This is a genomic window from Staphylococcus sp. HMSC059F04 (genome assembly GCF_001812565.1).
GTDB classification, from domain to species: Bacteria; Bacillota; Bacilli; order Staphylococcales; family Staphylococcaceae; genus Staphylococcus; species Staphylococcus lugdunensis.
Genome location: NZ_KV809479.1, coordinates 26272 through 46742, shown reverse-complemented (window position 1 = coordinate 46742; position 20471 = coordinate 26272). Strand labels below are relative to the sequence as shown.

Sequence of the window (20471 nt, the reverse complement as noted above, 5' to 3'; positions counted from 1 at the left end):
GCAATTTGTAACAAATTGGGCAAAAATATTTATTAAATTTCTATGACAGCGGTATACTTTTCTTAGAGATGGGAGTATAGTTTATCCATCGAAATGTAATAAATAAGGAAGAGTAGTTATGTTCAATCAATTTAAAAGACTAATTATTGGCAAACCTAAAAGAAATAGAGAATTAAAGAATGAAAAGATTAGTAAATTTAAAGCATTAGCGATTTTATCTTCGGATGCCTTGTCATCCGTGGCTTATGGTCCAGAACAAATTCTGCTTACCTTGTCTATTGTAGGTGCTGCAGCAGCATGGTATACCTTACCAATTGCAGTTGCAGTGCTTATCTTGTTAGCAGCATTGACACTATCATATAGACAAATCATTTATGCTTACCCTAAAGGTGGCGGTGCCTATATGGTATCGAAATCTAATTTGGGAGAAAAATGGGGCTTACTCGCAGGTGGCTCTTTGCTTGTCGATTATATATTGACGGTAGCGGTAAGTATTTCATCAGGTGCAGATGCACTTGTTGCTGCAATTCCAACACTTTATTCACATAAAGTGTTAATTGCATGTTTATTAGTATTGTTTATTTTATTGTTAAATTTACGTGGTTTAACAGAATCTGCTACGGTGTTATCTTATCCGGTGTATTTATTTATCGTGGGCCTTATTGTGATGATTATTATAGGAACATTTAAAGTAGCTACAGGTCAGGCAGAACCACACATGCAATCAGCTGTAGGAACGGCTGTGCCAGGAGTAAGCTTATTCTTGCTATTAAAAGCATTTTCTTCTGGGGCATCGTCATTAACTGGGGTAGAAGCGATTTCTAATGCTGTAACAAACTTTAAAGAACCAGGACCTAATAACGCAGTTAAAACACTTATCGCTATGGGTAGTATTTTGGGCTTCTTATTAGTGGGCATCGTAGGCTTATCATATTGGTATGGCATTTTACCACAAGAAGAAACAACGGTACTATCACAATTAGCTAAACATGTATTAGGCCAGAATGTGGCATATTATTTTGTACAGGCTACGACAGTAATGATTCTAGTTCTTGCTGCAAATACAGGTTTTACGGCCTTTCCAATGCTAGCTGCAAGCATGGCTAAAGATAAATATATGCCAGTCATGTTTACGGCGAGAGGTGATAGATTAGGTTATTCTAACTCTATCATCGTCTTAGGAGTACTTGCGATTATTTTAATTATCTTATTTGATGGTAAGACTGAAAATCTCATTCCATTATATGCCACAGGTGTATTTATTCCATTTACATTAGCCCAGTTTGGTATGGTCATTAAATGGATAAAGGGTCGAGAAAAAGGATGGGCTGTCAAACTGATTGCGAATGCAGTTGGTGGTACCATTACTTTTGTCGTATTTATGATATTCTTAATTACGAAATTTAATCAGGTTTGGCCAATTCTCATTTTCTTGCCAATCGTCGTTATTGGCTTCTTAAAAATACGAATGCATTATAGAGATATTGCCGAACAATTACGTTCAAATGCGATGATTCAAGACATGCCAATCGTGGATAAAAATTTAGCATTAGTACCGATTAGTAGTATTACATCTGCCGTTGATAAATCTATTTATTACGCGCAAATGATTGCAGATGACGTCATTGCTGTGCATGTGTCATTTGGAGATAAAGATGAAACATGTTTGCAAAATAAATGGAAAGCTCATTTTCCAGATATACGTTTGGTTATTTTACGTTCAGAATATCGTAGTGTGATACGTCCAATATCACGCTTTATTGATAAAATTAATAAAAAAGCTAATGATAAGAACTATGTCATCACCGTGGTTGTACCTCAATTTGTAACTAAAAAGCCATGGCATAACTTTTTACACAATCAAACGAGTATTCGCTTGAAAATGCATTTATTCTATCAAAAAAATGTTATTCTTGCGACGATTCCGTATAAGTTAAAAAAATAATTAAACCCTGTTGTACAGATGATAGAGGTTAGACGGGGATATAAATCCAAAAATAAAAGCATAAAAAGTCTGGGACATTATTATGTTTTAGGCTATGAATGCCATATATTGGCAGTCGTTGACTGGATTGAAAATATGCGTATACCAAGCTTTTTCAATCCGAGTTAATCTTGCCGGGGCGGGACTACGAATTCATAATGAATTCTGTTCCGCTCCTTTTTTAACATGTCATAGAAATTTATGTGCTATACGGATTTCTTTTTTATTTTGCTTAAAATATTAAAAAAGTTATTTAAATAGTAAGTCAACTATTGTAAAATTTAAATATAACATCGTTTTTGAATTGTATGACGCTAGTATTAAATACGAATAGAGAAGAGGAACAAATATGCGTAAAGGTATAGTTATGATTTTACTTGCATTAGGACTTACATTAGCTGGTTGCTCACACCATGATAATGATAACAAAGAGTCATCAACCAAATCGGATAAATCATCTAAAACAGATACTGAAACAGTTAAAATTAAAGATGACGATAAGATGACTGACAAAGAAAAAGAATATAAAGAATTAGAAAAGAAAGCAAGTAAAAAAGAAAAAGTAGACATCATGGGCAAGTTGGATCCACTTGTTACTGAAAAGTCATTAACAAATAAAACAGGTATGCAAGGTTGGAAAGATTATAAAGAACTTATGAAAAAGGTTGAACTTGCAGATTATAACTATGTTAAAGAATCAAAAGGGGCATCTATGAAAGAAGTTGATGACTTCTTTAAAGATAAAAAAGGTGTTAAACGTAAAGAAATAAAAAATCCAGGTGGTCTGAAACAAATTGACTATTGGTATGTTGATCCAAGTGGTAAGAAAATAGGAAAGAGCAATATCCCAGAGTTTTATGCTGAGATTTTAACTAAATATAAAGATGGTAAACTCGTTTATGCGTCAATCGAACCAGGATTCTATACAGCTGATTTTGAAAAAGCTTTAGATGGTGACAAAATGAAAGACATTAAAACATTAAATCAATTGGTAGCTCCTAAACCAGTGTCTTACGGTATAGGACAAATGAAATATTCTGGTATTCCATTAGTCAATGTATCAGTCATCGCTAAAGCACCAGCGAAAAAGAAAGAAGATCAAGTGCCAGTACTTGCTTTCTATACTTTCTCACCGTTTAATTATAATAGTGATAAAGAACCACAAGTTGCTTATTTAAGTGGTATTGAATTTATGAGTGGTTCTAGGGATTTTGGTAACAGTAATTATCTATCTATGATGAAATTCATTAAAGAGCAAAAAGAAGTATTAGACCAAGGTGTACATGATTCTTAAATTCATTAAAAAGGTACGACTTCCATAGTTAAGGAGGTCGTACCTTTATATTCGTACAATTAATGTGTTGATTCACTGGCTAACACAATTTCATTATAGTTGATATTTTCACGAATTTGTTTCGCGATATCATTCGTTATTTTATTGTTGGCAATCAGTTTATCGAGTACGTCACGTTGTGTATATAGTGCTTGTAATTTTAATGATTGTTGGGTTTCATTGCTAACAATTAATTCGTTTTTTTGGCGTGCTTTTATTTTTGAAGCACTTTGACGTAAGGTTTGAGTAAGGTTCGTATAGCGATTAATGACCAAGCTTACTTCAAGTACGTTACCACTATGTTGTTCTTCACGCATTTTTAAGATGATATTATGGTTGACGATACGCATAATTTTTTGCACATGCTTAAAGCCATCTTGATATTTTTGACGTATATCATTACGCTCAGATTTGTCACTGCTTTTAAGTGCTTTAAGGCGTAGATAGAATAATTTGATGAAGCGTGAGAGCTTTTTGATGAAAGATGCTTCTCTAAAAAATTGAGAATATTCAATTACACCTCGATAATTCGAAATATCTTGCTTAGTGATACTTCCTTTAGCAATTAAACGTTCTAACGTTTCTGTCTCTATTTTTTCTGCAATATCTTCTAAACGACGCAATTCCTTTGTATTTTTATTATCAGGCTCTATATTTAATAAGAAAGATAATTCATTAAAGTATTGGTTTAAAATTGGTCGATAGTCAATGTCTGGCTGTGAGGTTGACTTTTCTTTAAAAGAGTCAATGACTTGCTGTACAATGAAAATCTTTGCCGATTGATAGCTCATTCCTTGGAAATCTGTCTCATGTGCTGATGGTGTGATGAGCGGCAGTATAATTTGCGCTAAGATCAGGCTAATTAACACCATTAAGGCTGCGATAAATAATAAATCATTACGATATTCAAAATGTTGCTGTTGACCTACTAATTCTGGAAGTGTTAAAGCCATTGATAATGAAATGGTACCGTGAATACCGCACATCGTCATGATAAATGCATAACGACTACGTGTTGGAATAGAACCACTGTCATCATCCAAATAAGACTGCACATTTTTAGGGGCATAAAAGTCCTTAAACCAAATATACACCCATATATAACGAAAAACATAAATGGCTACGGCAATACTAAGCGTAATGCCAATTAAAAACATAATATTTTCTGGCTCTACGCGAATAATTTCATCCACAACTTCAGGAACGATAAAGCCAAGTACTACGAAAACGAAGCCATTTAATGCATAACTCAGTGTAGTCCAAATCTGGTTGTAGTTCATTTGTAATTCCGTTTGGGCACGAATGAGACGGTCACGCTCTAAGCCATGAATGAGACCAGCAATGACGACGGCAATAATTCCAGATGCATGTAGTTCTTCGGCAATAAAATAAACAACAAAAGGTGTCAAAAGTTGGATAAATGTTAATGTATTGTTATCTTTTAAACCTTTATTTGCTGTAAGATAAATACGTAAACGAACTACCAAAGTGCCAATGATAATGCCAATTAAAATACCTAAAATAGTGGACACAATAAATTGTCCTATGGCATGAAAGGCAGAAAATGACCCTGTAACTAAGGCTGTTACTGCAATTTTAAAGGAAATGATACCTGCAGCATCATTGAGTAATGATTCGCCTTCTAAGATAGCCATTGAGCCTTTGGGTAACATTTTTCCTTTTGTAATAGCGGATACTGCTACAGCGTCAGTCGGACATAAAATCGCTGCAATAGCAAAAGCTGCTGGCATAGGTAAATCAGGCCAAATCCAATGAATAAAATAGCCGACACCAATAACTGTTGCGAATACTAACGCCATGGCCATTAAGACGATGGGCTTTTTGTACTCCATCAGCTTTGTACGCGACACGTGAGTGCCTTCAACAAATAATAACGGTGCAATGACCGCAAACATGAAGACTTCAGAATCAAATTTAAAGTGAATCGGAATGGGGAGTATGAATAAACAGACACCCAAGGCAATTTGTATAAAAGCAGCAGGAATTTTAGGAAAGCGATTATAAATAATCGAACTGATAATCACTGCAGTAATAAATAATAAGAAAGCTTCAAGTAATTCCATAACGCACTCCTTCTAGTATAGATAATATAGTTATTTTATCATGAAGTACCTAGAATGAAATAAAGAAGTGTTAAAAAGTATCCCTCAGTCACGATATTAAAGTGATTGAGGGATGAATATTTTTGATATTTATTCTTTAATCTTTGTTGCAAGGCGACGCCGATAGAAAAGAAATAAAAAGATAAACCAAATTGGTGAGATAAATAGAGCCATTCTTGTTTCTTTACTAAAGAATAATAAAATGAAAATCAAAGCAAAGACACCTAAAATAACATAGGCCATCCACTGTCCGCCTAATAATTTAAATGTATTTTGTTTATGTTGTTGGGGATGCTGACGTACATATTTGATATAAGACACAACAATCATGGACCATACCACTATAAAGAGCACAGTAGATAGCGTTGTTACATAGATAAATAATTGTATCGCGTTAGGAAATATATAATTGAGTAATACGGCTACTAATAAGATGACTGACGATATTAGCATGGCAATAAAAGGCACACCATGATGATTTGTTTTTGTTAACGGTTGAGGGCCTAAGCCTCTTTTAGCCAATCCAAATAAAATACGACTATTGGAATAGATGCCACTATTTGTTGCAGAAGCGGCAGCAGTTAACACAACGAAATTGACAATACCAGCCGCAAATGGAATACCGATTAATTTAAACATTGTTACGAAAGGACTACTGTTTGTACCAATTTTATCCCATGGAATCACAGACATGATGACCAGTAAACTACCAATATAAAATAATAATATGCGAACAGGTACATTATTAATAGCCTGTGGAATCGTTTTTTCTGGATGCTTCGTTTCCCCAGCAGTGACACCAATTAATTCGATACCAACAAATGAGTATAGTGCAATTTGAAATGACATTAAAAAGCCAAATGAACCATGAGGAAACAGCCCTTGATACTGTGCCAAATTAGTAAAAGAAGCTTGTCCATAATAAGTGTGTATTCCAAATAAAATAATCACCAAACCTATAAGGATAATGGCGACAATTGTTATAATTTTAATAATCGCGAACCAAAACTCGATTTCCCCAAATAATTTCGCCCCTAATAAATTAAATAAAGTTAGCATAAATACGATAGATAAAACCGTAATCCAGTGGGGAAAATTGGGAAACCAAAAGCTAAAATACTGTCCCATAGCTGTCAAGTCTGACATGCTGGAAATAATCCAACTAATCCAATACGTCCATCCAATTACAAAGCCGCCAAAAGGACCGAGAAAGTCATTGGCAATGTCTACAAAGGAATTGTATTGCGTATTACTTAGCAACAACTCTCCTAAAGCACGCATAAAAGCAAATAACACCATGCCAATAATCATATATGCCAATAATATGGAAGGGCCAGTTAACGAAATGGTTTGGCCTGAACCTAAAAAGAGACCAGTGCCAATAGCGCCACCAATGGCTATTAATTGGATATGACGATTGCTTAATTCTCTTTGTAATTGCTGTGCCATAAAGTCATCCTCCATATAAACGATAAGCTTGTCGAAATCATAGCTAAATATGCTATTTAAACTTTGAGGTCAAATATTTTTTATAGGTCATAATAATGTATATTTATGTGTAATTATGATGAAATATGGTTTTATTATACAGTTAATTATAGAAATTACAATTATCTTTAGGTATATGTAAGTTTCAAAATTTTAAAATGTGTAGTGCTTGTGACATAATGATTATAAGTAACAAGCAAAGTAGGAAGTTTTATGAAAATAGGCACTATTTCAGATTTACATATCGATCGACATACTTATATAAATAGTGAAGGTTACATGCAGGCTTTGGTTGACTGTGCCATCAAGCGGCAAGTGGATTTATTAATTATAGCCGGTGATATTTCTAACAATTATCAAATGACGTGTGCGTTTATCTCTCAAGTTAAAGCCCAAATAAATATTCCTGTGCTATTTGTACCTGGCAATCATGACTATTGGTCAGATCAATTAGATCATAGCTCAACTGATATTGTCACATCTTTTCGTCAACAACCAGAGTGTCTCATGACACAGCCTTATATTATCAATGACAATTGGGCAATTATAGGCTCAACGGCTTGGTATGATTATAGCTATGCACATGAACGTTTTTCAGAAGAACAGTTACAAAGCGGCAAGCATTATGGGGCGACCTGGCAAGATAAAGTCCGTATTGATTGGACAGTGGATGATCGGCAATTATCAAAACAGTTTGCTGATGAATTACGAGCGCATGCTTCACAAGTAGCACCAAGAAAACTTATTATAGTAACGCATATTGTGACTTACCCTGCATTTATGGTTCCGACACCACATCGTCTATTTGATTTTTTTAATGCTTATATTGGGACGACAGACATTGACAGTATCTATCAGGATTATCCTGTACGTTATAGCATTATGGGGCATGTGCATTTTAGAAAAGAACTGACAGAAAATGGCATAACGTATCTTTGCCCATGTCTTGGCTATCAACGGCAATGGCGAACGTATGATATCATATCAGAAGTCAATCATGCATTAATGGATTTTACAATTAATGATTAACAAGAAACATAGGTTGCTAAATGATTAAAAATGATAAGTATCATACATTAATTACATGGTAAGAGGTTCTAAAAACGAATTAAAATAAGAGAGCGAATATAAATGAAATACTTATAGACAAATACAAACAGAGCATGCTCTGTTTGTATTTAATATGCATTTCGAAGTTACCTATTACTTGAGAGGTTATTAGGTTGTTCACTGTTAGGATTGATATAAATGCATTTTTGACCAGGTGCATTATAACTCGTAGCCATTTTTTGTTTACTAATTTTAATGATTTGAAATTTATTTGGTAATATAGCTGGAAAGACAATTTTCCAACCTAGGTGACTCCATAGTGGATCTATGTAGTAATAATGGGTATCGTCGTAGCCAATTAATAATGTCACATGAATATTTGCGACGGTCGGCGTAGGTTTTTGATCGAAATGATAGATTTTGTGTAATGGCTTTTGTCCTAAACTTGTGTGATAAATAATGACAGGTTGGCCTTGATCAATAATCTGTTCAAGTTCGGATAATGCATGTCCTGTACCATTGCTGACGCGTGCATCAAATTGTTGAAGATGTGGGACAAACGCTTCAGGAAAAATCGTTTGGTGATGTCCAAACTTAATAAATAATTGATGACCAACATAACCTTTATACGGATTATTTTTATGTGTCGGCCAGTTTTTCATAATATCTGTGGCTTTCGTAGTATGATGATTATATTGCAGCAACATTGCTGCAGAAACGCCTTCGCATCCCATAACTAAGGGTAAAGGGAAAAGTTGGCTGATTGGTTTAACGTTTAAGATTGTTTTACTCATGACATCGTTCTCCTCGGTACGTGTAAACACACTGTCCAAAAATAATACAACTTATTATATAACGCAATGCCAAATTCGTATATTAAAAAGTTTTGACTACTAGATTAAATGATTCATTTTGTGGCTATAATAATTATAGAAAAATAAAAAGGGGATAGATTTATGCAATATAGATTAGAACAGCTAGAAGAAATACAAGTTGTTGGTTTTCATCGAAGTTATCGAAGTGGTACACAAGCTCAAAAACATATTGCATCATTTTGGGAGGATGTGATAAGTGCACATATCGATGAAGAATTAGCACGCCACAGTGATGGCACACTAAATGGCTTATTAGGCGTGTGTATTTCACACGAAGACGGGCGAATGGATTATTTAATAGGTGTCACAAATCAATCTATACCACATGAGGGATATTCAAAGGTTCAATTAGTCAAAGGTGATTATTTAGTTGTGACGACAAGTGGACCTTTTCCAGATTCTATACAACGCACAATGCGCCATATTCATGTAAACTTGTTGCCACGCGAAGGTTTTCGTATCAAAGATGCCAATTTCTTTGAACTTTACCTGCCAGGAGATATTGAAAGTGATGATTATGTAGCTGAAATATGGCTTCCGATAGAGTCGGAATAAGGTAAGCAAGTTAACAACGAAACGGTAATGTTATAAAAATATAGAAGCGGAACAGCATTCATTATGAATTCATAGTCCCGCTTCGACAAGGTTGACTAGGATTGAAACAAGCTTGATATAAGTGTATTTTCATTCCAGTCAACTACTGCCAATATTTAGTTCATAGCTTAAAATATAATGATGTCCCAAACTGATATATTTTATTTAATATACGGCTTATTAATTTTAAAATAAGTAAATTGTAAAATAATGAACACGGCAGCTGTAGTACTAATGATAATTAAGTAGGGCATTGGATTAAATTGACCTGCTAAGCCTACAAGTGGTGAAATCATGCCGCCAAGAATAAATTGGAACAAACCTAGTAAACTTGATGCGTTGCCACTACCACCAGTACGTTCTTCCATTGCCATTGAAAAACCCAAAGGCCCAATAGAGGAAACTGGACAAATATTAATAAAGAACGAAATCATCAATACAGATATAGGTAGATGATATGTTAAAGTTATAACAATTAGAATTACGCCAATAATTTGTATGATACTTAAATAAACTAATAAGGTGTGTCTATGGATATATTCAACTAATGTCGCCACAATTTGACTGACAACTATTAACCCAATGCCATTAATTGCAAACATCAGACTAAATTGTTGCGGGGTAAGTGTATATATTTTTTGTGTAATAAAAGGTGATGCAGATGAGTAACTAAATAACATCACATATGTCAATCCTTGTAATAGCATAGGAATGACAAATTTGGGTTTACGCAACAGTTGTCCAAAGTCTGAAAAAATGTGGCTAAAGTTTAATTTGGAATGTGTATCTTTTGCTGTTTCTGGCATTTGCGATAATACACCTATAATAAGTATAAATGTGACAATTGTTAGCACAATAAAGATGACATGCCATGACCCTAGTTTAAGTGACCAACCACCAATCAGTGGTGCGATAATTGTAATTATTCCATTGACACCCATTAGCGCCGCCAAAAACTTAGCCAACGCATTGCCATGGAGTTTATCACCAGCTGAAGCTTTGGCTATAACGATGGCACCACCACCAGTTAAGCCTTGAACAAAACGTAAAATTAAAAATAGAGGTAAGTGGTCCGTTAGCGTTGCCACGAATGAAGCAATTAAAAATATCGTTAAAATCATTAATAAAACTTTTTTACGACCAAATGCATCTGATAACGGACCAAATAAAAATTGACCAATGGCTAAGCCTATCATAGTAAAGGATAGCGTTAATTGAACTTTTGATGTGGATGACCCGAAATGATGTTGTACATTAGGTAATGAAGGAACATACATATCAATGGTCATAGGGCCAAAGGCAGTAATAACACCTAATATGATTAACAAAGTAATAGGAAACGTACGAAATGACTGAGACATAAAAGACTCCTCGAATGTTAAATTCATGTTTTATTTTAAATATTTTAATTTTTTAATTATACCAACATTTTGCCATAATATAAATAGCTGTGATAGTGCATTAAGCAAAAAAGAAAAAGAGCAGGACTGAAATCTAACGTCATTATAATGATTTCAGTCCTGCTCATATATTAAAATGTTACCTAATGGTCTTCAAATTTAATAAGTAACTTATTTCCCACTAAAACTATTGATAAAATTTTCTATTTTGTCTTTAAGACTATCAAATTTAGTATTGATATCATCAAGCATACCTTCAACTTTACTTTGGTCTGCATTGTTTTGTTGTGCTTGGTTGGCATTTTTTAATTTATCTAACTGATCTTAATAAAATTTAGTGAATTTTGAATCTGCATTATTTTGTTCATTTTGTTTTAAGCTATTGATTTCTTGTTGTAGTTTTTGAATCGTATTGTCTGTGTTGACTTTGTCTTTGATATCATTTTTAGCCGCTTCAATTTGACTTGTAATACTATCGTCTTTATCTTTGACTTGTTTTTGGTAGTTCTGTGATACGTTGGGATCGTTACTTACTTTATCGCTATTGCTATCTCCACCCATAAATGCAAGTGTCACAAACACGGCAACGACAATTAAAAGCAGGGCGATGATAATATATAACCATTTTTTAGACTTTTTCTGTCTTATATTATCTTCTTCTAACTGTTGTTCTCTACGAAAATCACGATCATTGTAATAACGATTGCCATTTTCATCATAACGTGCTTGCTGTTGACGATATCTATCTCCGTTATTTTGATATTGTGCTTGCTGTTGGTTTGTATAACGTTGTTGTTGATAACGCGCGTGCTGCTGACGTTGTTGCTGATTTTGATATTCTTTATCTTGTTCATAACTGTCTCTATATTTTTCTGTTCGTTTCATGTAACATCACCTCTAATATTTTCTGGGAAATACTTAATCAGTTGTTTTGTTTCTTTAAGAGCTGAAAAGACGATGAGAGTTTAATCAAGCGTGCAATATTTTCAGCAGTTTTTACCATATTATCATATCCATGCTCTAATAAGTGATCTAATGTCTCAGGCTGTTCAATGATGCTAAAGACACTATCGATGCCGTGATGATACACTGCCTCATAGTTGTCACCTAATGAGCCACAAATAGCGATGACTGGACAATGAAATTGTTTAGCTGCTTTAGCTACTCCAATAGGTGTTTTTCCATAAATTGTTTGTCCATCTATCTTTCCTTCACCAGTAATGACTAAATTTGCTTGCGCGGCATAAGATTTAAATTGAGTTTCTTCTAATACAAGATCGATGCCTTTCATCATTGTGACTTGGCAAAAGGCAAGTAGACCAGTCCCTAAGCCACCAGCTGCACCAGCCCCTGGGATATCTTTTACATCTTTGTTTAAAGCTATTTTTATTTTATCATGATAGTTTGCCAAGGCGGAATCCAACTTTGGTATCATTTTTTCGGTTGCACCTTTTTGTGGACCATAAACAACACTGGCACCTTGTAATCCCAATAATGGATTAGTTACATCACAGGCAACTTTAAACGTTACTTTTGCTAAACGTTTATCAAGGTTTGTGCTGTCAATTTTCGATAATTGAGCAAGCGCACCGCCACCTTGTGGTAAGATTTGATGATTGTTGTCGAGAAATTGAACCCCAAGTGCAGTTAACATGCCTGCACCACCATCATTTGTTGCACTACCTCCAATACCAAGAATGATACGTTTAACACCTTGATTCAATGCATCAAGAATGATATCGCCAGTACCAATCGTGGACGTTATTAATGGATTACGTTCACTAGCTTGAACAAGATGGAGTCCAGAAGCTGCTGCCATTTCAATGATTGCTGTATCTTTATTCGGTGTAATGGCATATCCAGCCATAATTGGTCGTGATAATGGATCTCGTACACGAATATATCGCCAATCAGCATTTAATGCTTCCACTAACGCTGCTGTTGTTCCTTCGCCACCGTCTGCCATAGGAATGAGTTCATAATGAACAGTATTATTAAAAACACGTTCAAAGCCTTCTTTGATGGCAATGCTTGCTTGTTTAGCAGACATGCTTTCTTTAAATGAATCTGGTGCGATAACAATATGTTTTATGGACATAAAGCCACTCCTTGTCTATGACATTTATTGCTATACTATTATTATAGTAGAAATAGCTTGAAAAATAATACACTAATAGCATATTATTTGTACGAGAAACGATAATATAGGCGCTGTCTTAATAAAGAAGATGAAGGGTAATGAGGAATCAATCATGAAATTAAATGCAACACATTATGAAATTTTAAGATTTATTATAGTAGGTGGCATCAATACGCTAAACTATTATATTGTTTATTTATTACTGTTAAAGGTCTTCGACATAAACTATATGGTAAGCCACATTACCGGTTTTGTAGTTAGTTTTGTTATTTCATACTATTTAAATTGTTATTTTGTTTATAAAGTTAAACCGACGCTAGTTAAATTTTTAAGTTTTCCATTTACACAAGTTGTTAATATGGGAATGCAAACGGCGTTATTATATATATTTGTCCGCTGGCTACATTTTCCATCAGAAATAGCACCATTTGCCGGTTTAATCATAACTATACCGATTACATTTGTTATGTCTAAATGGATACTTAGAGACAAATTTTAACGTGTTATAAAGTGTATGTGATTATAACTAAAATTTTAGGTGCTTCTAATAAAATAGTTATGTTATTATTACAAAAAATATCGAAATTAATAATTATTGTAAAACAATTAAAATTCATTCATACTAGCTTTAATAAAGGATGTTAAGGTGGTTAGTTGAATGTCGCAAAGTGAAAATTTAAAACTGGCACAGCGTGGCGCGTATCTCAGTTTGATTGTTTATATTATTTTATCTGTTACGAAATATCTTACAGGTTTTATTTATGATTCTGCGGCAGTAAGAGCGGATGCCTTAAATAATATGACAGATATTGTAGTATCATTGGCAGTGATTGTAGGCTTGAAAATATCGATTAAACCTGCAGATAAAAATCATCCTTATGGTCACTTAAAATCAGAGAATATATCAACATTATTAGTATCATTTATAATCATGTTCGTAGGTATTCAAGTTGTTATTGAAAATGTACCTAGATTAATTACAAGAGACCACCACACACCAAGTGCGATAACAATTGTGATTAGTGCAATTAGCGGTATAATCATGTTCGCTGTTTATATAGTTAATCGACAACTCGCTAAGAAAACAAATAGCAGCTCACTAAACTCAGCAGCGAAAGATAATTTATCGGATAGTTTAGTGAGTATAGGAACGGCGATAGGGCTAGTGTTTACACAATTTGGTTTACCAATTGTCGATATTATTTTAGCTACAATTTTAGGTTTTTTAATTATCTATACAGGGTTTGGCATTTTTAAAGAATCGATATTTGCCTTAAGTGACGGCTTTAATGAGGAAGAGTTACAACAATATCGTGATGATGTGTTGGAAGTAGCTGATGTGATTAAAGTGAATAGTTTAAAAGGACGTTATCATGGTAGCAGTATATTTTTAGATGTAACAATTGCTGTTGATGCTAAACTATCGCTTAAAGAGGCACATGATATTTGTGATCGGGTTGAAAGCCATTTGCATGGTAAGGGAATTTCATCTGTTTATGTCCATCCGGAACCATATTACCAATAGATTTTGAATTAAAAAATTTTAAGTTATGAGTAAATAGCCTAGAACGTAATTATGTTCTAGGCTATTTACTATATATTGGCAGTAGTTGAAGGGATTGAAAATAGGCTTATACCAAGTTTTTTTCCATCCTAGTCAACCTTGCCGGGGCGGGACTACGAATTCATAATAAATTTTTCCCGCTTCTGTTATATTCAATACACTGTAATGTATGGCTGTCTGTTCCTAGTGTGCTTTCTTACCACCATCCATGCGTTGTCCGAAATCTAACTGCTGCATTGATTGAACCATAGCGCGACTGAGCATATTCAATCATGCCACGCGTTTGTTGTTCAACGGTTCCATAGCCCCAAGATAACTTAGTTTGTGCTAAGCCAAAATATTCTCCATTTTTAGCATGCGGATTGCCTCCTGATTCAGGTAACACAATTTTTTCCCAAAGTTCTTCAGTCCCACCTGCAGCCATAAAGCGGTCATATACAGCATCTACATCGTTATCACTTTCAGGAGAAGAGGTTGTTTGTATAGACTGTGTGGTAGGTGGTGTTGATTTTTGTTGTTCATTTGTTAAGTCATTTGCATGTGCCGTATGTGTATAAGTTTCAGCACTTGCTGCCCCAATTGATACCGTAGCGATAAATGCTAATATTGATTTTCTCATAATAAAAACTCCTTTAATAAACAGGATAATATGAAGAAAAACGGTTCCCTTATTTACGTTATCAAAATCAATTACGGAAACTTAATTATAGCAAAGATTAAGTCATTGGTGGTTACTAACAGCTCATAATTTAATAACAACTTTTGCAATTTTGCGACAAATATCACTGCTAGATCACAATTTCAGGTAATTTATTACAAAAATAGCATGTCAATGATAGTAATCTTGTGCAAGTCGTTTTATAATATAAGTAACAAAAAAATACATTGTTCACTGCAACAAGAAAATCTCAGTTATAGGAAGGTGTTTTACATGCCTAAATTAATTTTATGTAGACATGGACAAAGTGAATGGAACGCAAAAAACTTATTTACAGGATGGACTGATGTCGATTTATCTGAACAAGGTATTAACGAAGCAGTCACAGCTGGACGTAAGGTTAAAGAGAACAACATCGAAATTGATGTAGCCTATACATCACTGTTAAAAAGAGCGCTAGAAACTACAAATTATATCCTTAAAGAATCAGATCAGTTATGGATTCCAGTGCATAAAAGCTGGCGTTTAAATGAAAGACATTATGGTAAGCTTCAAGGATTAAATAAAGATGATGCGCGAAAAGAATTTGGTGAAGAACAAGTTCATAAATGGCGTCGTTCATATGATATTGAACCACCAGCTGAAACAGAAGCACAACGTGAAGAATATCTACAAAGCAGAAAATATCGTCACTTAGATAAACGTATGATGCCATACTCTGAAAGTTTAAAAACTACATTAGATCGTGTTGTACCAATTTGGACAGACCATATTTCACAACATTTATTAGATGGTCAAACAGTATTAGTTTCTGCACATGGTAACTCTATTCGCGCCTTAATTAAATACTTAGAAGATGTTTCAGATGAAGACATTATCGGTTACGAAATTAAAACAGGTGCGCCACTTGTTTATGAATTAGATGATAACTTAAACGTTACAAATAAATATTATCTTTAATAAATCAAAGCCATTACGTTGCGTGAAATGCGACGTAATGGCTTTTATGTCATTCAATGTAAGTGCTTAAGAAATAAAGATAAATATAAAGTATAAGTGTGAATAAAGATAAGTATGAATAATGAAATATTAAAATAATATGCAACAATTTGTTTTCTATTTATTAAGTGAGTGATAGGGTTACTTGCGTTTATGTTGCTTGATAATTTTTAATGCACGTTTTCTAGTTTTAATATTAGGGCTTTTTAAGTTTCGACGTGCAGTTTGTACATCTTGCTTCATATTATCGCCTCCCTTATTCATATAGTATGACGGATTAATAGTATTTTGTAAATAGGAATTATTACGATTTATTTTTATTTTAAGCAAAAAATTAGGGGAGTGTTGAATTTATTAGTAAAATAGCTATTATTTATGAAATGTATGATGTTATTTTAGTGGGAGGAACATATGTCACTACAACAAAAACTTACAATGATTATCACGATGTTATTTGGCGGATTCTTTGGATTGCTTAATGAAACACTGCTAACAACCGCGTTACCTAGTATTATGGCAGATTTTCATATTACGTATTCACAAGTGCAGTGGTTAACAACAGCATTCTTATTAACAAACGGTGTTGTTATTCCTTTGTCTGCCTTTATAATTCAGCGTTATACGACACGACAAGTGTTTCTAGTCGGAATTGCTGTCTTTTTTATTGGGACGATAATTGGCGGATTTAGTCCTCATTTTTCTGTTTTATTAATCGCACGTATTATTCAAGCATTAGGATCTGGCATTATGATGCCACTGATGATGACAACGATTTTAGATATTTTCGAGCCACATGAACGCGGCAAATATATGGGGACCTTTGGCTTAGTAATTGGACTAGCACCGGCGATTGGGCCGACATTATCTGGCTATTTAGTTGAATATTTAGATTGGAGAGCGTTGTTTCACGTAGTAGCACCTATTGCAGCATTCACATTCTTAATTGCTTTAAAAACGGTTAAAAATGTTGGCACAAAAGTGTATGCTCCAATCGATACTTTATCCATAACAATGTCAGTATTAGGATTTGGTGGCTTGCTTTATGGAGTGAGCTCTATTGCAACAGACGGATGGAATAATCCTATTGTGCTGACAACTATAATTGTTGGTGTGATTTTTATTGCTTTATTTGTGTGGCGACAATATCAACTTGACGTACCATTATTGAATTTTGAAGTTTTTAAAAATAAGCAATTTGCCGTTGGACTAGCGATTATGTCAGTAACAATGATCTCAATGATAGGTTCAGAAACTGTGCTTCCGATGTTTGTACAAAATGTCTTACACCGCTCAGCATTAGATTCTGGATTAATGTTGTTACCTGGTGCAATAGTGATGGCAATAATGTCAATGATATCTGGCGTATTATATGAACGCTTTGGCGTGAAATTGTTAGCATTTATAGGTGTCATTATTGTTATTGTGACAACATGTTATTTCATTTTTATGGATGAGCATACGTCGGCACTTATTTTAACAACAATTTATGGTATACGAATGATTGGTATCGCTCTGAGCTTAATGCCTATTATGACACATACTATGAATCAATTACCGCATGCGTTAAATGCACATGGCTCTTCCATGACGAATACAGCGCAACAAATCTCTGGATCAATTGGGACGGCGGCTTTAATCACTATTCTTTCCCAAGCAAGTCAAGCATTTTCGCCAGATATACAACAATATAGTGGAATGACCAAAGCTGAGATGACAGCTCAAATAAAAATTGATGCGGTGTTACATGGCTATCATGCTGGATTTTTATTTGCTGTTATCATTACAGTTATTAGTTTATTGCTTACTTTTATGTTAAAAAATCAGCGTCAATAGGCTTATGTAAAGGCATGAAAAATGATTGTAATGAGTAACTCCTTATTGACTAATAGTAAGGATAGGATTAAAATTATTCTATTCTGATAGAAATAATAGGAATATGGAGGGACAATTCAGATGAAAAGACTTTTATTTACAGTAATTGCGCTTGTTTTTGTATTAGCAGCATGTGGAAATGGTGGATCATCTAAAGATGATAAAGCGAGTAGTGATAAAACCTTAAAGGTTGGAACAGAAGGAACTTATGCACCATTTACGTATCATGATAAACAAGATAAATTAACTGGTTACGATATAGATGTGATTAAAGCAGTCGCAAAAGCAGAAGGTTATAAACTTAAATTTAATGAAACATCTTGGGATTCAATGTTTGCTGGTTTAGATGCGGGCCGTTTTGACGTCATTGCAAACCAAGTAGGCATCAATAAAGAAAGAGAACAAAAATATCAATTTTCAACGCCTTACACATATTCAAATGCTGTGTTAGTTGTGCGTGACAATGAAAAGGATATTAAATCATTTGACGATGTTAAAGGGAAAAAATTAGCGCAAACCTTTACATCTAACTATGGTAAATTAGCTAAAGATAAAGGCGCTGATATTACTAAAGTGGATGGATTTAACCAATCTATGGACTTATTATTATCTAATCGTGTTGATGGTACTTTTAACGATAGTTTATCTTATTTAGACTACACAAAACAAAAACCGAACGCTAAGATTAAAGCTATTAAAGGTCAGGCAGAACAAAGTAAATCTGGCTTTGCTTTTTCTAAAAAGGTTGACAGTAAAGTCGTTAAAGACTTTAATGAAGGCTTGAAAAAAATAAAAGATAGTGGCGAATTAGCTAAAATAGGTAAGAAATGGTTTGGTGAAGATGTTTCTAAACCTCAATAATGAACAGCAACATGCTTTAGACGCAGCTGGACAAGCCTTCGGACCTATGTTAGAAGGATTAGTTAAATATTCTATTCCGATTACAATTGTGACTTTTATTCTTGGGTTAATTCTTGCATTATTTACTGCTTTAATGCGAATATCAACCAGTAGAATATTAAGAGCCATTGCACGTATATATGTTTCAATTATTCGAGGCACACCAATGATTGTACAATTATTTATTATCTTCTATGGTATACCAGAATTAGGAAGATTAATCACAGGTGATGCAGATAATCAATGGACACTTGCACCAGTTATTGCTGCAATTATAGGTTTATCTCTAAATGTAGGTGCGTATGCATCCGAAATTATTCGTGGTGGTATTATTTCCATTCCGAAAGGACAAACTGAAGCAGCATATTCCATTGGGATGACTTATCGTCAAACGGTGCAACGTATCATTTTACCTCAGGCTATTCGTGTGTCTATCCCTGCTTTAGGAAACACATTTTTAAGCTTGATAAAGGATACATCGCTATTAGGCTTTATTTTAGTAGCGGAAATGTTCCGTAAAGCACAAGAGGTGGCTTCAACAACGTATGAATATTTTACAATATATATTTTAGTAGCCATCATGTATTGGGTTGTCTGCTTTATTATTTCAGTGCTCCAAGGATTATATGAATCTAAAATTGAAAGAGGGTATCGTTCATGATAGAACTTAACAATATTCATAAATCCTTCAATGATAAAGAAGTGATTAAAGGCGTCAATTTGACGGTAGAAAAAGGAGAAGTCATCACATTTATTGGGCGCTCTGGTTCTGGTAAAACAACATTATTAAGAATGATGAATGCATTGGAAATTCCAACTGAAGGAACGGTTTCAGTTAACGGTGTTACTTACACGGCAGATGATAAGAAGTCACAAATTAATGTGCGTAAACAATCAGGTATGGTATTTCAAAGCTATAATCTTTTTCCTCATAAAACAGCGTTAGAGAATGTGATGGAAGGATTAGTTACCGTTAAGAAAATGAAAAAGTCTGAAGCGGAACGTATAGCATTAGCTTTATTAGAAAAGGTAGGTTTAATAAGTGTCAAAGACCAGCGTCCCCACGCTTTATCAGGTGGACAACAACAACGTGTGGCTATTGCGCGTGCATTAGCCATGAATCCTAAGGTCATGCTCTTTGATGAACCTACATCTGCGCTAGATCCTGAGCTAGTTACAGATGTATTGAAAGTGATTAGAGAGCTTGCAGATGAGGGAATGACGATGGTTATTGTGACCCATGAAATGCGCTTTGCGAAAGAAGTGTCTAACCGTATCGTGTTTATTCATGACGGCATTATCGGGGAACAAGGTCCACCAGAACAACTATTTAATCAACCAAAAACAGATGAGCTAAGACGCTTTTTGAATGTCATTAATGAAGAATAACAACATAGAATGATTAGGAGTCTGGGGCATAAAGTTCTTGGACAAATAAAAAAGGGAGCGGGACTGAATTCATAATGAATTCTTAGTCCCGCCCCGGCAAGG

Annotated in this window: 18 protein-coding genes and 1 pseudogene; 11 read left to right on the top strand and 8 right to left on the bottom strand. The window is 34.3% G+C overall.

The window, feature by feature from the left end:
• Positions 1 to 118: 118 nt before the first annotated feature.
• Both HMPREF2864_RS09225 and HMPREF2864_RS09220 read left to right on the top strand, forming a co-directional pair.
• Complete coding sequence (locus HMPREF2864_RS09225) at positions 119 to 1945, top strand: APC family permease (protein ID WP_002460323.1); 1827 nt, start codon at positions 119 to 121, stop codon at positions 1943 to 1945.
• Between the two features lie 388 nt (positions 1946 to 2333).
• The gene (locus HMPREF2864_RS09220; protein ID WP_002492845.1) at positions 2334 to 3278 is read left to right on the top strand and encodes a hypothetical protein; all 945 of its coding nucleotides are present in this window, start codon (positions 2334 to 2336) and stop codon (positions 3276 to 3278) included.
• A 59-nt stretch (positions 3279 to 3337) separates the two neighbouring features.
• Here the strand turns inward: HMPREF2864_RS09220 and HMPREF2864_RS09215 are convergent, their stop codons facing one another.
• On the bottom strand, positions 3338 to 5401 hold the full coding sequence (locus HMPREF2864_RS09215) for a cation:proton antiporter (RefSeq protein ID WP_002460321.1): 2064 nt from the start codon (positions 5399 to 5401) through the stop codon (positions 3338 to 3340).
• A gap of 129 nt (positions 5402 to 5530) precedes the next feature.
• A complete protein-coding gene (locus HMPREF2864_RS09210; protein WP_062078053.1) occupies positions 5531 to 6889 on the bottom strand; it encodes an amino acid permease in 1359 nt (452 codons plus the stop codon).
• Positions 6890 to 7141: 252 nt separating this feature from the next.
• Between HMPREF2864_RS09210 and HMPREF2864_RS09205 the strand changes: the two genes are divergently transcribed.
• Positions 7142 to 7957 carry a metallophosphoesterase gene (locus tag HMPREF2864_RS09205; RefSeq protein ID WP_070545450.1) on the top strand — a complete coding sequence of 272 codons (816 nt, stop codon included), beginning with the start codon at positions 7142 to 7144 and terminating at the stop codon, positions 7955 to 7957.
• Positions 7958 to 8124: 167 nt separating this feature from the next.
• Here HMPREF2864_RS09205 and HMPREF2864_RS09200 read toward each other — a convergent pair whose 3' ends face one another.
• Positions 8125 to 8772 carry a C39 family peptidase gene (locus HMPREF2864_RS09200; RefSeq protein ID WP_002478688.1) on the bottom strand — a complete coding sequence of 216 codons (648 nt, stop codon included), beginning with the start codon at positions 8770 to 8772 and terminating at the stop codon, positions 8125 to 8127.
• Positions 8773 to 8934: 162 nt separating this feature from the next.
• Between HMPREF2864_RS09200 and HMPREF2864_RS09195 the strand changes: the two genes are divergently transcribed.
• Positions 8935 to 9408, top strand: coding sequence for a GyrI-like domain-containing protein (locus HMPREF2864_RS09195; RefSeq protein ID WP_002460315.1), 474 nt, complete (start codon positions 8935 to 8937; stop codon positions 9406 to 9408).
• A 200-nt stretch (positions 9409 to 9608) separates the two neighbouring features.
• Here HMPREF2864_RS09195 and HMPREF2864_RS09190 read toward each other — a convergent pair whose 3' ends face one another.
• The 3 genes and pseudogenes from HMPREF2864_RS09190 to HMPREF2864_RS09180 all read right to left on the bottom strand — a co-directional run bounded on the left by HMPREF2864_RS09190 (position 9609) and on the right by HMPREF2864_RS09180 (position 12945).
• Entirely contained in the window at positions 9609 to 10808 is a 1200-nt protein-coding gene (locus HMPREF2864_RS09190) for a putative multidrug effflux MFS transporter TcaB (RefSeq protein ID WP_070545448.1), read from the bottom strand.
• 210 nt (positions 10809 to 11018) lie between these two features.
• Positions 11019 to 11732 (bottom strand): annotated as a pseudogene (locus HMPREF2864_RS09185) (hypothetical protein).
• A gap of 37 nt (positions 11733 to 11769) precedes the next feature.
• The gene (locus HMPREF2864_RS09180; protein WP_070545446.1) at positions 11770 to 12945 is read right to left on the bottom strand and encodes a glycerate kinase; all 1176 of its coding nucleotides are present in this window, start codon (positions 12943 to 12945) and stop codon (positions 11770 to 11772) included.
• A 154-nt stretch (positions 12946 to 13099) separates the two neighbouring features.
• Here HMPREF2864_RS09180 and HMPREF2864_RS09175 point away from each other — a divergent pair, with 154 nt between their 5' ends.
• Entirely contained in the window at positions 13100 to 13486 is a 387-nt protein-coding gene (locus HMPREF2864_RS09175) for a GtrA family protein (protein WP_002478691.1), read from the top strand.
• A 159-nt stretch (positions 13487 to 13645) separates the two neighbouring features.
• Positions 13646 to 14512, top strand: a complete 867-nt coding sequence (locus tag HMPREF2864_RS09170) for a cation diffusion facilitator family transporter (RefSeq protein ID WP_002460309.1) — start codon at positions 13646 to 13648, stop codon at positions 14510 to 14512.
• A gap of 235 nt (positions 14513 to 14747) precedes the next feature.
• On the opposite strand, the gene HMPREF2864_RS09165 is transcribed toward HMPREF2864_RS09170, so the two are convergent.
• A complete protein-coding gene (locus HMPREF2864_RS09165) occupies positions 14748 to 15170 on the bottom strand; it encodes an aggregation-promoting factor C-terminal-like domain-containing protein (protein ID WP_002460308.1) in 423 nt (140 codons plus the stop codon).
• 312 nt (positions 15171 to 15482) lie between these two features.
• Between HMPREF2864_RS09165 and HMPREF2864_RS09160 the strand changes: the two genes are divergently transcribed.
• A complete protein-coding gene (locus tag HMPREF2864_RS09160) occupies positions 15483 to 16169 on the top strand; it encodes a 2,3-diphosphoglycerate-dependent phosphoglycerate mutase (RefSeq protein WP_002460306.1) in 687 nt (228 codons plus the stop codon).
• A gap of 180 nt (positions 16170 to 16349) precedes the next feature.
• On the opposite strand, the gene HMPREF2864_RS12085 is transcribed toward HMPREF2864_RS09160, so the two are convergent.
• Positions 16350 to 16451, bottom strand: a complete 102-nt coding sequence (locus tag HMPREF2864_RS12085) for a putative metal homeostasis protein (RefSeq protein WP_002478693.1) — start codon at positions 16449 to 16451, stop codon at positions 16350 to 16352.
• Between the two features lie 168 nt (positions 16452 to 16619).
• Between HMPREF2864_RS12085 and HMPREF2864_RS09155 the strand changes: the two genes are divergently transcribed.
• From HMPREF2864_RS09155 to HMPREF2864_RS09140, 4 genes are all read left to right on the top strand, one after another.
• Positions 16620 to 18041 (top strand): MDR family MFS transporter, encoded by a 1422-nt coding sequence (locus tag HMPREF2864_RS09155; RefSeq protein WP_070545444.1) that lies wholly within the window; start codon positions 16620 to 16622, stop codon positions 18039 to 18041.
• Positions 18042 to 18161: 120 nt separating this feature from the next.
• The gene (locus HMPREF2864_RS09150; RefSeq protein WP_002460303.1) at positions 18162 to 18941 is read left to right on the top strand and encodes a transporter substrate-binding domain-containing protein; all 780 of its coding nucleotides are present in this window, start codon (positions 18162 to 18164) and stop codon (positions 18939 to 18941) included.
• Complete coding sequence (locus tag HMPREF2864_RS09145) at positions 18922 to 19641, top strand: amino acid ABC transporter permease (protein ID WP_002460302.1); 720 nt, start codon at positions 18922 to 18924, stop codon at positions 19639 to 19641. The genes HMPREF2864_RS09150 and HMPREF2864_RS09145 overlap by 20 nt, the downstream gene beginning before the upstream one ends.
• Complete coding sequence (locus HMPREF2864_RS09140) at positions 19638 to 20369, top strand: amino acid ABC transporter ATP-binding protein (RefSeq protein ID WP_002460301.1); 732 nt, start codon at positions 19638 to 19640, stop codon at positions 20367 to 20369. Before HMPREF2864_RS09145 ends, HMPREF2864_RS09140 begins: the two co-directional genes overlap by 4 nt.
• The last annotated feature ends 102 nt before the right edge of the window (positions 20370 to 20471 follow it).

Excerpts from the sequence above, each read along its gene's own strand:
- HMPREF2864_RS09200 (WP_002478688.1), bottom strand. The coding sequence starts at position 8,772 with ATGAGTAAAACAATCTTAAACGTTAAACCAATCAGCCAACTTTTCCCT.
- HMPREF2864_RS09180 (WP_070545446.1), bottom strand. The coding sequence starts at position 12,945 with ATGTCCATAAAACATATTGTTATCGCACCAGATTCATTTAAAGAAAGC.
- HMPREF2864_RS09220 (WP_002492845.1), top strand. The coding sequence starts at position 2,334 with ATGCGTAAAGGTATAGTTATGATTTTACTTGCATTAGGACTTACATTA.
- HMPREF2864_RS09150 (WP_002460303.1), top strand. The coding sequence starts at position 18,162 with ATGAAAAGACTTTTATTTACAGTAATTGCGCTTGTTTTTGTATTAGCA.
- HMPREF2864_RS09225 (WP_002460323.1), top strand. The coding sequence starts at position 119 with ATGTTCAATCAATTTAAAAGACTAATTATTGGCAAACCTAAAAGAAAT.
- HMPREF2864_RS09195 (WP_002460315.1), top strand. The coding sequence starts at position 8,935 with ATGCAATATAGATTAGAACAGCTAGAAGAAATACAAGTTGTTGGTTTT.
- HMPREF2864_RS09215 (WP_002460321.1), bottom strand. The coding sequence starts at position 5,401 with ATGGAATTACTTGAAGCTTTCTTATTATTTATTACTGCAGTGATTATC.
- HMPREF2864_RS09155 (WP_070545444.1), top strand. The coding sequence starts at position 16,620 with ATGTCACTACAACAAAAACTTACAATGATTATCACGATGTTATTTGGC.
- HMPREF2864_RS09140 (WP_002460301.1), top strand. The coding sequence starts at position 19,638 with ATGATAGAACTTAACAATATTCATAAATCCTTCAATGATAAAGAAGTG.
- HMPREF2864_RS09160 (WP_002460306.1), top strand. The coding sequence starts at position 15,483 with ATGCCTAAATTAATTTTATGTAGACATGGACAAAGTGAATGGAACGCA.
- HMPREF2864_RS09145 (WP_002460302.1), top strand. The coding sequence starts at position 18,922 with ATGTTTCTAAACCTCAATAATGAACAGCAACATGCTTTAGACGCAGCT.
- HMPREF2864_RS09210 (WP_062078053.1), bottom strand. The coding sequence starts at position 6,889 with ATGGCACAGCAATTACAAAGAGAATTAAGCAATCGTCATATCCAATTA.
- HMPREF2864_RS09175 (WP_002478691.1), top strand. The coding sequence starts at position 13,100 with ATGAAATTAAATGCAACACATTATGAAATTTTAAGATTTATTATAGTA.
- HMPREF2864_RS12085 (WP_002478693.1), bottom strand. The coding sequence starts at position 16,451 with ATGAAGCAAGATGTACAAACTGCACGTCGAAACTTAAAAAGCCCTAAT.
- HMPREF2864_RS09170 (WP_002460309.1), top strand. The coding sequence starts at position 13,646 with ATGTCGCAAAGTGAAAATTTAAAACTGGCACAGCGTGGCGCGTATCTC.
- HMPREF2864_RS09205 (WP_070545450.1), top strand. The coding sequence starts at position 7,142 with ATGAAAATAGGCACTATTTCAGATTTACATATCGATCGACATACTTAT.
- HMPREF2864_RS09190 (WP_070545448.1), bottom strand. The coding sequence starts at position 10,808 with ATGTCTCAGTCATTTCGTACGTTTCCTATTACTTTGTTAATCATATTA.
- HMPREF2864_RS09165 (WP_002460308.1), bottom strand. The coding sequence starts at position 15,170 with ATGAGAAAATCAATATTAGCATTTATCGCTACGGTATCAATTGGGGCA.